11 protein-coding genes are annotated in these 14128 nt (G+C 69.2%); 3 read left to right on the top strand and 8 right to left on the bottom strand.

Going from position 1 to position 14128, the window contains the following annotated elements:
* Positions 1-54 precede the first annotated feature (54 nt).
* Genes J2739_RS24730 through queC form a run of 3 tightly spaced genes read left to right on the top strand, consistent with a single transcriptional unit; the run spans position 55 to position 3505 of the window.
* Positions 55-2325 (top strand): cyanophycin metabolism-associated ABC transporter, encoded by a 2271-nt coding sequence (locus J2739_RS24730; RefSeq protein ID WP_309906635.1) that lies wholly within the window; start codon positions 55-57, stop codon positions 2323-2325.
* Positions 2325-2792 (top strand): cyanophycin metabolism-associated DUF1854 family protein, encoded by a 468-nt coding sequence (locus J2739_RS24725; RefSeq protein ID WP_309906633.1) that lies wholly within the window; start codon positions 2325-2327, stop codon positions 2790-2792. Before J2739_RS24730 ends, J2739_RS24725 begins: the two co-directional genes overlap by 1 nt.
* Positions 2793-2803: 11 nt before the next feature.
* A complete protein-coding gene (gene queC / locus J2739_RS24720; protein ID WP_309906632.1) occupies positions 2804-3505 on the top strand; it encodes a 7-cyano-7-deazaguanine synthase QueC in 702 nt (233 codons plus the stop codon).
* Here queC and J2739_RS24715 read toward each other — a convergent pair.
* The 8 genes from J2739_RS24715 to gspL all read right to left on the bottom strand — a co-directional run bounded on the left by J2739_RS24715 (position 3484) and on the right by gspL (position 14022).
* Positions 3484-5274 (bottom strand): ABC transporter ATP-binding protein/permease, encoded by a 1791-nt coding sequence (locus tag J2739_RS24715; RefSeq protein WP_309906629.1) that lies wholly within the window; start codon positions 5272-5274, stop codon positions 3484-3486. The two genes, queC and J2739_RS24715, sit on opposite strands and share 22 nt — an antisense overlap.
* A gap of 110 nt (positions 5275-5384) precedes the next feature.
* On the bottom strand, positions 5385-6284 hold the full coding sequence (locus J2739_RS24710; protein WP_309906628.1) for a 5'-nucleotidase: 900 nt from the start codon (positions 6282-6284) through the stop codon (positions 5385-5387).
* A gap of 6 nt (positions 6285-6290) precedes the next feature.
* Positions 6291-7523, bottom strand: coding sequence for a type II secretion system inner membrane protein GspF (gene gspF, locus J2739_RS24705; protein WP_309906626.1), 1233 nt, complete (start codon positions 7521-7523; stop codon positions 6291-6293).
* A 179-nt stretch (positions 7524-7702) separates the two neighbouring features.
* Positions 7703-9124, bottom strand: a complete 1422-nt coding sequence (gspE, locus tag J2739_RS24700) for a type II secretion system ATPase GspE (RefSeq protein ID WP_309906624.1) — start codon at positions 9122-9124, stop codon at positions 7703-7705.
* A gap of 10 nt (positions 9125-9134) precedes the next feature.
* Positions 9135-11444 carry a type II secretion system secretin GspD gene (gene gspD, locus J2739_RS24695; protein ID WP_309906623.1) on the bottom strand — a complete coding sequence of 770 codons (2310 nt, stop codon included), beginning with the start codon at positions 11442-11444 and terminating at the stop codon, positions 9135-9137.
* A 2-nt stretch (positions 11445-11446) separates the two neighbouring features.
* Positions 11447-12247 (bottom strand): type II secretion system protein N, encoded by an 801-nt coding sequence (gspN, locus tag J2739_RS24690; RefSeq protein ID WP_309906621.1) that lies wholly within the window; start codon positions 12245-12247, stop codon positions 11447-11449.
* 9 nt (positions 12248-12256) lie between these two features.
* Entirely contained in the window at positions 12257-12817 is a 561-nt protein-coding gene (gene gspM / locus J2739_RS24685; RefSeq protein WP_309906619.1) for a type II secretion system protein GspM, read from the bottom strand.
* Entirely contained in the window at positions 12814-14022 is a 1209-nt protein-coding gene (gene gspL, locus J2739_RS24680) for a type II secretion system protein GspL (protein WP_309906617.1), read from the bottom strand. Before gspL ends, gspM begins: the two co-directional genes overlap by 4 nt.
* Positions 14023-14128: the final 106 nt, after the last annotated feature.

The raw sequence follows: 14128 nt of genomic DNA, 5'->3' as shown, positions 1-14128 counted from the left end.
CGCCCGGCATGCGCCATGAGGCGGCCCGCGGCGGGCCAGACAGACAGAAACACAATGCAACATCACGATCCAGTCGAGGCCCCGGGGGGCGAAGAAGAGGAGGCTTCGGTTGCCCTGAAAAGCCGGCTCGGAGCTGCCGAGAACGTCCTGGCGACGGTCACGGTTGACCTTGATGGAGAACTTCGGTTTAGCACCGGACTGCTCGCGCTGACCGATCGGCGCCTGCTGGGGCGCGATGCCGAGGGGGTTTGGGCCGAATGGCCGCTGGCCCACCCGGGACTGGCGCTGCAGCTGGCCGACCATGCCGGGATCGGCACGCTGGACCTGCTGGACGGCCGCGCCCGGCTGGCACGCTGGCGCTATACCCTGGCCCACCAGGCGGCGGCCCTGCGGTTGCAGAAGCTCTTCGCCCAGCAGGCCGCGGGTGTCGCGCAGGCGACAGAAGCCGATGCCGACGAAACCCCGCTGGCCGAGCCGGAGCTTCAGACCCCGCCCTCCACCTGGGTGCTCCTGCGCCTGGGCCGCTTCGCCGGGCCCTATCGCAAGCAGCTGATCGCCGGCTTCCTGCTGACGCTGGCCTCGACCGCGGCCACCCTCGTGCCGCCCTACCTGACCATCCCGCTGATGGACGACATCCTGATCCCGTTCCAGAACGGGCAGCAGATCGCGGTCGAGAAGGTCGCGTTGTTCCTGGGCCTCCTGCTGCTCGCCGCACTTGCGGGCTGGGCACTGGGCTGGGCCCGCACCTACCTGCTGGCCCTGGTCTCGGAGCGCATCGGCGCTGACCTGCGCACCACCACCTACGAGCACCTGCTGACCTTGCCGCTCGACTACTTCGGCGGCAAGCGCACCGGCGACCTGATGGCGCGCATCGGCTCGGAGACGGACCGCATCAACGTCTTCCTGTCGTTGCACGCGCTCGATTTCCTGACCGACGTTCTGATGATCGCGATGACCGCGGTCATCCTGGTCTCCATCAACCCCCTGCTGGCGGTGGTCACGCTCGTGCCGCTGCCCTTCATCGCGTGGATGATCCACGTGGTGCGCGACCGGCTGCGCACCGGCTTCGAGAAGATCGACCGCGTCTGGAGCGAGGTGACCAACGTGCTGGCCGACACCATCCCCGGCATCCGCGTGGTCAAGGCCTTCGCGCAGGAAAGACGCGAGGCCGACCGGTTCCGCGCCGCCAACCTGTACAACCTCCAGGTCAACGACAAGCTCAACAAGACCTGGTCGCTGTTCACGCCCAGCGTGTCGCTGCTGACCGAGATCGGGCTGCTGGTGGTCTGGGCCTTCGGCATCTGGCAGGTGGCGCGCCACAACATCACGGTGGGTGTGCTGACCGCCTTCATCGCCTACATCGGGCGCTTCTACACGCGGCTCGATTCGATGAGCCGCATCGTCTCGGTCACGCAGAAGGCGGCCGCCGGGGCCAAGCGCATCTTCGACATCCTCGATCACGTGAGCAACGTGCCCGAGCCGGCCGACCCGGTGAAGATCGAGCGCGTGCAGGGCCGCATCCAGATGCGCGACGTGGGATTCCGCTACGGCAGCCGCGCCGTGATCCGCGACCTCGACCTGGTGATCGAGCCGGGCGAGATGATCGGCCTGGTCGGCCACAGCGGCTCCGGCAAGAGCACGCTGGTCAACCTGATCTGCCGCTTCTACGACGTGACCGACGGCGCCATCCTGGTCGACGGCACCGACATCCGTCGCTTCGCCGTGGCCGACTACCGGCGCCACGTGGGCCTGGTTCTGCAGGAGCCCTTCCTGTTCTTCGGCACCATCGCCCAGAACATCGCCTACGGCAAACCTGAAGCGACGCGCGAAGAGATCGTCGCCGCCGCGCGGGCAGCCCACGCGCACGACTTCATCCTGCGGCTGCCGCACGGCTACGACTCGCTGGTGGGCGAACGCGGCCAGGGGCTGTCGGGCGGCGAGCGCCAGCGCATCAGCATCGCGCGCGCGCTGCTGATCGACCCGCGCATCCTGATCCTGGACGAGGCCACCTCGGCGGTGGACACCGAGACCGAGAAGGAGATCCAGAAGGCGCTGGACAACCTGGTGCAGGGCCGCACCACGATCGCCATCGCGCACCGGCTCTCGACGCTGCGCAAGGCCGACCGGCTGGTGGTGATGGACCGCGGCGAGATCGTCGAGGTCGGGCCGCACGATGTGCTGATGGAAAAGCAGGGTGCCTACTGGCGGCTCTACCAGGCGCAGCTGCGCCAGGCCGACGACGAGAGCCCCGGCTCCGTCGACGAGCGGGCCGGCGCCGCCCTGGCGTTCGGCGGACACGCGGCGCATCCGGCGGGAGAGGCGTGATGAGCGGCAGTTTCAAGCTGGAACGCGATGGCTTCGGCCACCTCGTCCTGATCGAGGCCGAAGGGGTCCGTCACGTCGGCGTGGTGCCTGTGCGTGCCTTCCCGCTCAGCGCACCCGGCGAGAGCCTGTCGCTGGTCGGCAGCGAAGGCCGCGAGCTGGTCTGGATCGACCGCGTGGCCGACCTGCCCGAGCCGATCCGCGCACTGCTCGCCGAAGACCTGGCCGCGCGCGACTTCGCGCCGACGCTGCTGAAGCTGCACAAGGTGTCGAGCTTCGGCGTGCCCAGCACCTGGACCGTGAGCACCGACCGCGGCGACACGCAGTTCGTGCTCAAGGCCGAGGAAGACATCCGCCGCCTCGAAGATGGTGCGCTGCTGATCGCGAGCGCCCACGGCGTGCAGTTTCGGATTCCGGATGCGAAGGCGCTCGATCGGGCATCGCGCAGGCTGCTGGAACGATTTCTGTAGGCCCAGGCGTCATGCACACCTCCGCCCTCGTCCTCTTTTCCGGCGGCCAGGACTCCACCACCTGCCTCGCCGAGGCGTTGGCCAAGTACGAGCGCGTCGAGACCCTCGGCTTCGACTACGGCCAGCGCCACCGCGTCGAGCTGGAGGCCCGCGGCACCGTGCTCGCGCATCTGCGCGATCGCTTCCCGCACTGGGCACCGCGGCTGGGCGAAGACCATCTGCTGAAGGTCGATGTGCTGGCCCAGGTCAGCAGTTCCTCGCTGACGCAGGACATCGCCTTCGAGATGCAGGCCAACGGCTTGCCCAACACTTTCGTGCCGGGCCGCAACCTCCTGTTCCTCACGCTGGCCGGCGCGCTGGCCTACCGGCGCGGGCTGGAGGTGATCGTCACCGGCGTGTGCGAGACCGACTTCTCGGGCTATCCCGACTGCCGCGACGACACCATGAAGGCGATGCAGCTCGCGCTTTCGCTCGGCATGGACCGGCGCTTCGTGATCGAGACGCCACTGATGTGGATCGACAAGGCCGCGACCTGGGCGATGGCGCATCGGCTCGGCGGCGAGGCGCTGCTCGCGCTGATCATCGAGGACACGCACACCTGCTACCTCGGCGATCGCAACCAACGCCACGCCTGGGGCTATGGCTGCGGCAACTGTCCGGCCTGCGAGCTGCGCGCGCGCGGCTGGGAACGCTACGCGGCTTCGAGGCGGTAGCGGGCGCCGTTGCCTTCGGGCTGCGGGACCAGGGTCCATCGCTTGTCGTGGAAGGCCGCGGCCGAGGCGCGGTGGGCGATGGACACCATCGCGCCGCCGGCCGTGCGCACGCCATCGACGAGCTTGCGATAGAGCTTCTCTTCCGTCGGGGCGTCGAGCGCGCTCGTCGCTTCGTCGGCGAAGACCCACGCCGGCTTCTTCAGCAACACGCGCGCGATGGCAAGGCGCTGCTGCTCGCCGCCCGAGAGCTTCTGGCTCCATGCGTCGGAGTCGTCCAGCCGGCCGGCCAATTGGGGCAGCATGGCCTCCTCGAGCGCCTGCACCAGCTGGGCGTCGGAGTAGCTGGACGCGGGGTCCGGATAGGCCAGTGCGTCGCGCAGGCTGCCGTCCGGCACGTACGGTCGCTGCGGTATGAACATCGCATTGCGCGGCAACGCCACGTGTCCGCGCGCGAACGGCCAGATGCCTGCGAACGAGCGGAAGAGGGTCGACTTGCCGCTGCCCGAAGGCCCCTGGAGAAGCACGCTTTCACCCGGCTCGACCGAGAGTACGGTGTTGTCGAGCAGCGTGGTGCCGTCGGGCAGGGCGATGTCGAGATCGCGGGTATGCAACGCGGGAGCCTCGGCGCGGTCGAGCTCCGACCGGGTTGCGGACTGGGCTGCCATGGCTTCATCGAAGCTGGTGAGGCGGTCCGCCGTCGCGCGCCAGACCGCGACCCGGTCGTAGTTGTCGACGAACCAGGACAGCGCGTCCTGCACGGTGTTGAAGGTGCGCGAGATCTGCATCAGCTCGCCGAACTGGATCGCGCCGCTGAAATAGCGCGGTGCTGCGAGAAAGAAGGGAAACACCACCGAGAGCTGCGCGAAGGAGGCTGTGAATGCCACCAGGTTCTTCTGCTGGCGGATCAGGGAAAGATAGTTGCGCAGCACGGACGAGAAGCGGGTGTCGAGCTGCGTGTGCTCCACGGACTCGCCACGGTCCAGTGCGATCGCCTCGCTGTTCTCGCGCACCCGGATCAGGTGATGGCGGAAGTCGGCCTCGAAGCGCTGCTGACGGAAGTTGAGGCCGATCAGCGGCCGCCCGATGAAGTGCGTGATGGCGGTGCCCGCGGCGCAGTACAGCACGGCGACCCACACCATGTAGCCCGGGATCGACACCGCATGGCCCATCAGCGTGAACGACAGGGGCCCCGAGAGCGTCCAGAGGATGCCGATGAAGGTGACCAGCGTGACCACCGAGTTCAGGATCCCCATCGACAGCGTGACCGTGTAGTCGGTGAACAGCTGCATGTCTTCCTGGATGCGCTGGTCCGGGTTGTCCGGGTTGGCGGGTTGCCCCGGCTGGTTGGCCGCAAGGCCCGGCTGTTGCGAGTAGCGCGCCAGCTCGAGCCGGTAGAACGTGCGGTCGGCCAGCCAGCGGGCCAGGTAGCTGCGCGTCATCCATGCGCGCCAACGCACCTGCAGCAGCTGCGTGATGTAGAACTTGAGGACGGCGACCAGGATGCCGGCCATCGCGATATAGGTGAAACGCAGGAGCTGCGCCCAGAACACGGCCTGGTCCTTGTTCTGGATCGCGTCGTAGAAGACACGGCTCCAGTCGTTGATCAGCACCGTCACGTAGACCGTGCCGAGATTGAGCAGGACCACCGCCAGCAGCATCCCGCGCGCCTTCCACTTGTCCTCCGAGCGAAAGTACGGGGCTGCCAGCGCGAGGATGCGCCTGAGGGTGTCGAGGAGGGATGGCTTGGAGTCTGCTGCGGAAGTCGACATGAGAGGCCTTCGTGCCATGGTGGCGCGTTCGATCGCGGAAGCCGGATCGTAGCCGCCGGCGTCTTAAGCGTGACTGAAGCAGGTTGCCGGCCGAGCGCTCGTGCAGGCGATCAGGGCCCGTTGCTGATTCCGCTGGCCACATGCCCCGCCGGCACATGCCGGGCGGCCGCATCGACATGGCCCGTCTGGTCGTCGAAGAAGAAGTCGGGCTCGAACTCGCGCAGGAACTCGCCCTTGGACAGGCCGCCGAGGAACATGGCCTCGTCCACGCGGATGTTCCAGTTCATCAGGGTCTGGATCGCGCGGCGGTGGGCGGGCGCGCCGCGCGCCGTGACCAGCGCGGTTCGAACCCGCATGCCGGTGCTCGATGCCTGCTGCAGGCGGTGCAGGGCCACGAGGAAGGGCTTGAACGGGCCGGCACCGAGCGGCACGGCGGCTTTGCGGGTCTCGTGCGCCTGGAAGGCGTCCAGGCCTTCCAGCTGGAACACCTTCTCCGCCTCGTCGGAGAAGAGGACCGCATCGCCGTCGAAGGCGATGCGCACTTCGTCCGGATGCAGGGCGCTGGCCAGGGCGCCATCGACGCGCACGTGCGCGGCGGGAAAACCGGCGGCGAGCGCCTCGCGCACGTCCGATGCGTTGGCCGACAGGAAGATGTCGGCGTTGAGCGGCCGGAGGTAGCGATAGGGCGGCCGTCCCTGCGTGAACACGCCGCGCTGCACGCGCAGTTCCGCCGCCGCGCCGGAGTTGAAGATGCGCATGCCGGAGACAGGGTCGTTGCGCGACAGGATCACGACCTCGACGCGCTGGATGCCGTCGTCGTTGAAGCGCAGCAGCTTGCGGATCATCGAATAGGCAATGCCGGGCGCCGCAGGCACGTCGAGCCGCTCGAGCTGCAGCCGCATGTAGGCGTCGGGTTCGCCGGCGTCGAACAGGCGATTCTCTTCCTCGAGGTTGAACAGGGCGCGCGACGAGATCGCGACCACCAATTTGTCGTCGAGTGAAACCGGCATCGGGGGCTACTTCACGAATTGGTTGAGCTGGATGATCGGCATCAGCACCGCCAGCACGATCAGCATGACCACCGCACCCATCGCGACGATCAGCAGGGGCTCGAGGATGGTGGCCAGGTGCATGGCACGGCGCTGCACTTCGGCACCCAGCTGGGCGGCGGCGCGCTGCAGCATCAGGGGCAGTGTGCCGGTCTGCTCGCCCAGGCGCGCGAACATCGAAACGATGCCGGGGAAGCGCTTCTTCTGCGCGAGCGCCGAGGCCAGCGGCGCGCCCTCGCGCACCAGCACCAGCGCATCGAGCGCGTCCGCGCGCATCGCGCGGTTTCCCAGCGTCTCGGAGGCGGCCTGAAGCGCACGCAGGATGGGCACGCCGGCGGTGGCCAGCATCGCCAGCGTGCTGGCGAAGCGCGCCGCGTTGTAGCCGCGCGAGAGGCGGCCCACCAGCGGCAGGTCGAGCCAGGCAGCATCGAAGCGTTCGCGGAAGGCCGCCCGCGCCAGCGCCATCCGTGTACCGATGACCACCAGCACGACCACGCCCAGCATCAGCCAGCCGTAGTTGCGCACGAAGTCGCTCATCTTCAGCATGATCACGGTCAGGATCGGCAGCGCGCGCTTGGTGCCGGCGAACACGTTGGCCACCTGCGGCACGACATAGCTGACCAGGAAGACCACGATCACGATCGCGACCAGCGTGACGATCGCGGGATAGAGGGCCGCGCCGACCAGCTTCTGCTGCAGCGCCTGGCGCTGCTCGAGGTCGTCGGCGAGGCGCTCCAGCACCAGGCCCAGGTTGCCGCTCTGCTCGCCGGCGCCGATCACCGCGGTGTAGATCGGCGAGAACTCGCGCGGATGCTGCGACAGTGCGCGCCCGAAGGGCGAGCCGGCGTTGACCTCCGCCCTGAGCGAGGCGACCAGGTTGCGCTGCTCCTCGGTCTCGGCTTCATCGGTCAGCGCGGTGAGCGCGCGTTCCAGCGGCAGGCCCGAGGAGACCAGCCCCGCGAGCTGCCGGGTCCAGACGGCGAGCGTCGTGGAATTGAAGATGCGCTTGCCGGGCATCAGGCGGCGCCAGCCGCCCGTGGGGGTCGCGCCGCCTTCGGCGCTGCCGACCACCGTCACCGACAGCGGGATCAGGGCCTGCGCCCGCAGCAAGCCGCGCGCGCTGCGCGCGGTATCGGCTTCGAGCACGCCCTTGCGGGGCTGGCCCTGTTGGTCTATGGCTTCGAACGAGTAGGCGGGCATGGGGACTGGCGGCAAAATGCGCGAGTCCGCATTGTCGACGTTTGGCGCTGCCTTTTCGTCACGCGGCCTTCACAACATCAAACCGAGGAGTCGTCATGCCGCTTCGTGCCTCTGCGCTCGCTCCAAGATCCGCGAGGCCATCAAGTCGGCCCGCGTGACCAAGGGCATGACGAGAGCGATCAGTCCCGCGTGACGCGCAGCAGCTCGGCCCGCGAGGTCACCCCGGTCTTGACCAGCCGCTCCCCATCCTCGCGCATCGATCGCAATCCGCCGCGCTCGGCCGCCACGAAGATCTGGCTTTCGGGCGCGCGGTTGTGCACCAGCGATCGCACCGTGTCGTCGGCCACCAGCAGCTCGAAGATGCCGGTGCGGCCCTGGTAGCCGGTCTGACCGCAGGCTTCGCAGCCCACGGGCTCGGCCTCGTCACCGGCCGCGGTGGCCACGGCGCACACGGGGCAGAGGCGCCGCACCAGCCGCTGCGCCAGCACGCCCAGCAGCGACGAGCTCAGCAGGAAGGGCTCCACCCCCATGTCGGTCAGCCGCGTCACCGCGCTGACCGAGTCGTTGGTGTGCAGCGTGGCCAGCACTAGGTGGCCGGTGAGCGAGGCCTGGATCGCGATCTGCGCGGTCTCGAAATCGCGGATCTCGCCGATCATGATCACGTCCGGGTCCTGCCGCAGGATGGCGCGCAGGGCCTTGGCGAAGGTGAGATCGATCTTGGCGTTGACCTGGGTCTGGCCGACGCCGGGCAGCTCGTACTCGATCGGGTCTTCCACCGTCATGATGTTGCTGCGGGCGTTGTCCAGTCGCCCCAGCGCGGCATAGAGGGTGGTGGTCTTGCCCGAGCCGGTCGGACCGGTGACCAGGATGATGCCGTGCGGCTGGCTGATCAGGTGCAGAAAACGCGCCAGCGTGTCGCCCTGCATGCCCACGGATTCCAGCGTGAGTTTGCTCTCGGACTTGTCCAGCAGGCGCAGCACGGCGCGCTCGCCGTGCGCCGAGGGCAGGGTCGAGACCCGCACGTCGACCGCGCGGGTGCCGATGCGCAGGCTGATGCGCCCGTCCTGCGGCAGCCGCTTCTCGGCAATGTCGAGGTCGGCCATGATTTTCAGGCGCGAGATCAGCGCCGCATGCAGCGCCCGGTTGGGCTGCACCACCTCGCGCAGCGTCCCGTCGATGCGAAAGCGCACCGACGACGTGCGCTCGTAGGGCTCGATGTGGATGTCGCTCGCGCCGTCGCGCGCCGCCTGCGTGAGCAGCGCGTTGAGCATGCGGATGATGGGCGCGTCGCCGGCGCTTTCCAGCAGGTCTTCGACCGCCGGCAGCTCCTGCATCATGCGCGACAGGTCGGCGTCGCTCTGTACTTCGCTGACCACGGCGGCGGCGTTCGATTCGCCCTTCGCGTAGGCGGCCGAGATACGTTGGGCCAGTTCGACGGGGGTCAGTGCCTCGAAGGCCTTGACGGGGTACTTGCGCACCACTTCGCTGAGTGCGCTCTTGGGCGGCGTCTGCGGCATCCAGAGCGTGAGCGCGCCGTCGTCCGCTTCTTCCAGCAGCAGTTGCTGGCTTCGTGCAAAGGCATAGGGCAGGGGGTAGCGCACGGCTCGGACCTCAGGGCAGTTCGCGCGACGTGGAGGGGTCGGCGGTGGGCGGCAGCGCGCCCCTGAGCGGACCGCCCGGCAACGGCACGTGCTGCGGCGGCAGGGGCGGCGGGATCAGCTGGGTGCCCTCGATGCGGCGCGACGGATCGCCCTGCTTGATGTCCTGCAGCGGCGGCAGGATCGCCGAGTCGCGCACCGCGTTGAGCATGGGATTGTCGGTCGATGGCTGCTGCGTGGTCTGCTGCAGCGCGCGCAATGCGTCGTAGCGGTCTGCGGTGAGGGCGTCGCTGGAGAGCTGATCGCGCACCACCGAAGGCCGCAGGAACACCATCAGGTTGGTCTTGCGGCGGCTGCGCACCTCGCTCTTGAACAGGTTGCCGAGCACGGGCACGTCACCCAGGCCGGGGACCTTCTCCTGGGAGTTCGAGTACTCGTCGGACAGCAGGCCGCCCAGCACGATGATGTTGCCATCGTCGACCAGCACGTTCGATTCGATCGAGCGTTTGGTCGTGGTCGGGCCGTTGACGTTGTTGACCGTGGAGGCGACCACGCTGGAGACCTCCTGGAAGATCTGCATCTTGACCGTGCCGGTTTCGCTGATCTGCGGGCGCACGCGCAGTGTCAGGCCCACGTCCTTGCGCTCTATGGTTTGAAACGGGTTGACCGTGTTGGTGTTGCTGCCGGTGTTGGTGTACTGGCCGGTGACGAAGGGCACGTTCTGGCCGACCACGATTTTCGCTTCTTCGTTGTCCAGTGTCAGCAGGTTCGGCGTGGACAGCACGTTGCCCTCGCCGTTGCTGGCCAGGAAACGGGCCAGGAAGCCCAGCACGTACTGGCCGTTGTCGCCATAACGGTGGCCGATGCCGAAGTTGAAGCCGCTGGAGGGCCGGGTCGCGGCGTTGCCGGTCGCCAGGCCCACGGCCAGGTCGATGATGTTGGCGCCGCCCAGGCTGGAGTTGGTGCCGATCACGCCGACGTTGCGGTTGCCGGTGTTGCCGATGCCGGTCTGCCACTGGATGCCGAACTCGGCGGCTTTGTCGGCATTGACCTCGACGATCAGGCTCTCGATCAGCACCTGCGCGCGGCGGCTGTCGAGCCGGTCGATCACGGCGCGCAGCTGCCGGTAGAGGGGTTCGGGCGCGCTGATGATCAGCGAGTTGGTGGCCGGATCGGCCTGGATCTGACCCCCGGTGGAGGGCGGCGCGGTGGTGCTGACCGGCGTGGTGGCGGCGCTCAGTCCGCCGCCTGTGCTGGTCATCTGGCTGAGCTGCTGCTGCGGTTGCTGCGGCTGCGTCCCCGCGGTGATGGGATTGGCGCCGGCCGTGCCCTGCGCGCTCAGATTGCCGATCTGCGAGCTCGCGAGGGCGGCGCGCAGCGTGGTGGCCATCCGCACGGCGTCCGCGTTCTTGAGGTAGACCACGTAGATGTTGCCGGCGGCGCCGTTGCCGGTGTCGATGGGCGGACGGTCGAGCCGCTCGATCAGGGTGCGGATCAGCTGGGAGCGCGCCGGGTTGGATGCGCGCAGGATGATCGAGTTGCTGCGCGGCTCGGCCAGCAGGGTGGTGCGGAAGGAGGCATCGGTGGTGCCCGGCGCGGCGGCTGGCTGCCCCGGGGTGGTGCTGGAGCCGCCTTCGGCCAGGCGCGTGATCACCGGCACCAGGTCGGTGGCCACCGAGTGCTTGAGCGGGATGACCTCGACCTCGGACGCGTTGGGCACGTCCAGCGCCGCGATGATGCGCGCCAGGCGGCGCATGTTCTCGGCGTAGTCGGTGATCACGAGCGAGTTGTTGCCGGGATTCACGTTGATCGTGTTGTTGGGCGCGATCAGCGGCCGCAGCACCGGCAGCAGGTTGTTGGCCGACTCGTAGTTGAGCCTGAAGACCTGGGTGACGATCTGGTTGCCGGAGAGGCTGGCAGTGGCGGACGTGGAGGTGGTCACCGCATTGCTCTGCAGCTTGGCGTCGGCCTCGGGCACCACCTTGTAGAGCCCCTCGGACTGCACGATCGCGAAGCCTTGCAGGCGCAAGGCCGCGGCGAACTGGTTGAACGCGGCATTGGGTGAAATCGGGCGATCTGTCTGGAGGTTGATCGTCCCCTTGACGCGCGGGTCGACCACCACGTCGCGTCCGGTCACCACCGCCATGGTGCGCGCCACCGATTCGATCTCGGCATTCGTGAAGTTCAGCGTGATCGGCTCGCCTCGGCGCGGCGGCGCGGCGGCTTCCTGCGCGAAGGCGGCCGGCATGCAGCCGGCGGCCAGCAGATGCACCGCGAGGGCGACGGTGCAGAGGCGCGTGGCGCAGGGAGATGGTGATTTCATGGTCAACCCAGTGTGATGATCGAGCGCGCGCCCTCGCGTCGCCCGATGATGTTCAACAAGTTCGACAGCGCGTCCTCGCGCCCCGGCGCCGCGCTGGCTTCGCCATCGAAGCGCAGGGCGTGGCCATTCCAGCGGCCGCTGCCATTGAGCTGCAGACTGCCCTCGCGCGTGGTCAGCAGCAGGGTGGGCGAGGGTCCGCCTTCGATGGTGATGCGGTAGCTGCCCATCGGCTTCAGGGTCGACAGGCTGGAGGAGATGTCGGTGGCATCGAGCGTGGCGCGGCCGGCCAGCCGCAGCTGCGGGCCGTCGAACTGCATCGCGAAGCCCTGCATCGACAGGTCGAGCACGCCTTCGGGCTTGAGCGTGTTCCACGGCGCGCCGAAGCCGCTGAGCAGCGCGGCCGGCCAGCGCGAGCGGCCGTCCTCCCAGGACAGCTGCAGCCCGCTGGGGCGCGGCCGCGCCCTGAACTGCAGCGGCTGGGGAGCGCAGCACGGGATCTGCAGCGCCGCCGCCACGCCGTCCCAGCGCGGGCGCAGCGTCCAGGCGAGCGTGCCGGGCAGGGAGATCGATTCGGCGCCGCCGGCGCCGCTGGAGAACACCACGCCCGCGGTGCCGTTCCAGATCGTGCCGCGCGCGTTGACCAGCTGCAGATGGCCGTCGCTCCAGCTTGCCAGGCCGCTGGCCATCCAGCGCGCCGGCGCGTAGAGCGCGAACGCCAGCAGCGCACCCAGCAGCACGCCGAGCACGGCCCAGGCGCGACCGACGGCTGCGCTGCGGGCGGAGGGGTCGCTTCGCGTGGCCATCGAACGTGCTCAACGGGCCGGCAGGCCCATGACCAGCGTGCCGTCCCAACGCACGGCTGGAGGTTCGCCGCTCTTCGCGCCTGCCGCGGCAGCGCCGCTTGCGGCCGCCGCGCCTGGCGCGCTGCGCGCGAGGTGCGCCTCGCGCGGCACGGCCCGTGCATTGCTGCGGGCCTGGGCCAGCCATTGGGCGAGGGTGTCGGCTGGAACCGTGCGCACCGCGACGGTGACGCCATCGCCCGAAGCGGCAGGCTGCAGCTGCGCATTGGCCCCGAGGCTCTGTCGCACCGAGCTTTCGAGCGCACGCACCGCGTCGTCGCGGCTGGCGCGCGGCTGGGCCTGCAGCGCCTTGGCCTGGGTCTGCAGAGTGGTCATCTGCTGCAGCTGGGCATCGAGCCTGGCGTGCTCGGCCGGCGCCGCGGACAGCGTGCGCAGGGCCGGGGCCAGTGCCAGCCACCACAGCAGGGCCAGCAGGACCAGTGCGGCTGCCGCGCCGATCAGGCGCTGTTCGCGCGGTTCCAGCTCGGGCCACCAGGCTTGCCAGCGCGCTTCGAGGGATTCGAGCCAGTTCATCGCGGTGTCTCCGCCTGGACCAGCAGCAGGTCGCCCTCGCTGCGGGCGTGGTAGCCGCGCGCCGACAGCGTGGCCGCGACGTTGCCGGCCTCCGAGGGCTGCAGGCCCAGGCCGCGCAGCCGCAGCTGGCCGGCGGTGTAGTCGATGGCGCTGGGAACCCGGCCCGGCGGAAGGCTGGTGGCGACGGCGCCCAGCATGGGCTCGAAGTCGATGGCAGACACGCCGCCCGTGGCCTGCTGCAGCGTCGCCACCTCGCGCACCATCTGCGCCGGTGCATCGACCACCAGCTGCACCGACGGGAAGGTCTGCTTGAGGATGTTGTTCACGGCGGCCCGCTTGCTGTCGAGTGCGCTGCGCTCCTTCCAGGCCCAGGCGTTGAGCCCGACGAGCTGCGCCAGCACCAGCACCAATGCGCCCCAGCGCGCGAGCCGCCATTCGGGGCCGTGCCACGCTGCGCGCCAAATGGCCGCCAGCTTCTTGCTGGCGCGGGCGCGGCCGGTGGAGGCGAGGTCGAATTGCGCGAGGTCCCAGGGGGAGCGGCTGGCCTGCAGCCAGCGCGCGGCCGGCTTGACGATCGGCACGCGCCGCCCGAGCAGGCTTTCGGCGAGCTCTGCCACGGCCGGCTCGGCCAGCATGGCCGTGCCTTCGGGCACCGTGCCGACCAGCGCGGCACCGGCGGCGTCGAGCGGCAAAGGGGTGACGCCTTCGGTGTCGCACACCACCAGCTGTGCGGTGCCGGGCTCGCCGATGGCGAAGATCATCGGCGGCGCGCCCTTCGGCTGCGGCGCGAACTCCGGAACGATGCGCGTGACACGGCGACCCGCGCTTTCGAGCGCCTGCACCACGCCGCGCAGCCAGGCTCGGTTGCAGGCCGCGACCCACACGGGAACGCCCGCGCGCGCGTCGGGCTCCAGCGCGAAGTGCAGTTGCTCGGGGTCATCGAGCAAGCGGTCTTCGAGCAGGCCGTTGAGCACCGAGCGCAGACGCACGCCGCCGCTCATGCTCCCCTGCGGCAGCGTGACCTGATGCCAGGACAGCGCGGCGGCCGGCACGCCCAGGGTCAGCTCGTCGCCGCTCGGCAGCAGCGCCGGGGGCGCGCTGCCCTGGGAACGCAGCTTGCGGCCGTCGCTGGACCACACCGCCCAGGCATAGTCGCCGCCGGCAGGCGCAGGAGGGAGAGGGGCAGTGACGAGCAGCAGGGGCATGTTCGATAAGGGGTCGCCATTGTAGGTGGATGGTTCACATCCGATGCTACAAAGTTGATAGCGTCTTCAGCACGTGGCGTGGGCGCTCCGATGCATTTAATCCGAT

Origin of the sequence: Variovorax soli (assembly GCF_031454625.1) — a bacterium.
Classification (GTDB): Bacteria; Pseudomonadota; Gammaproteobacteria; order Burkholderiales; family Burkholderiaceae_C; genus Variovorax; species Variovorax soli_A.
The sequence above is the reverse complement of the archived record's forward strand: the minus strand, read 5'-3'. Positions and strand labels throughout refer to the sequence as shown.

Excerpts from the sequence above, each read along its gene's own strand:
- J2739_RS24730 (WP_309906635.1), top strand. The coding sequence starts at position 55 with ATGCAACATCACGATCCAGTCGAGGCCCCGGGGGGCGAAGAAGAGGAG.
- J2739_RS24725 (WP_309906633.1), top strand. The coding sequence starts at position 2,325 with ATGAGCGGCAGTTTCAAGCTGGAACGCGATGGCTTCGGCCACCTCGTC.
- queC (WP_309906632.1), top strand. The coding sequence starts at position 2,804 with ATGCACACCTCCGCCCTCGTCCTCTTTTCCGGCGGCCAGGACTCCACC.
- J2739_RS24715 (WP_309906629.1), bottom strand. The coding sequence starts at position 5,274 with ATGTCGACTTCCGCAGCAGACTCCAAGCCATCCCTCCTCGACACCCTC.
- J2739_RS24710 (WP_309906628.1), bottom strand. The coding sequence starts at position 6,284 with ATGCCGGTTTCACTCGACGACAAATTGGTGGTCGCGATCTCGTCGCGC.
- gspF (WP_309906626.1), bottom strand. The coding sequence starts at position 7,523 with ATGCCCGCCTACTCGTTCGAAGCCATAGACCAACAGGGCCAGCCCCGC.
- gspD (WP_309906623.1), bottom strand. The coding sequence starts at position 11,444 with ATGAAATCACCATCTCCCTGCGCCACGCGCCTCTGCACCGTCGCCCTC.
- gspN (WP_309906621.1), bottom strand. The coding sequence starts at position 12,247 with ATGGCCACGCGAAGCGACCCCTCCGCCCGCAGCGCAGCCGTCGGTCGC.
- gspM (WP_309906619.1), bottom strand. The coding sequence starts at position 12,817 with ATGAACTGGCTCGAATCCCTCGAAGCGCGCTGGCAAGCCTGGTGGCCC.
- gspL (WP_309906617.1), bottom strand. The coding sequence starts at position 14,022 with ATGCCCCTGCTGCTCGTCACTGCCCCTCTCCCTCCTGCGCCTGCCGGC.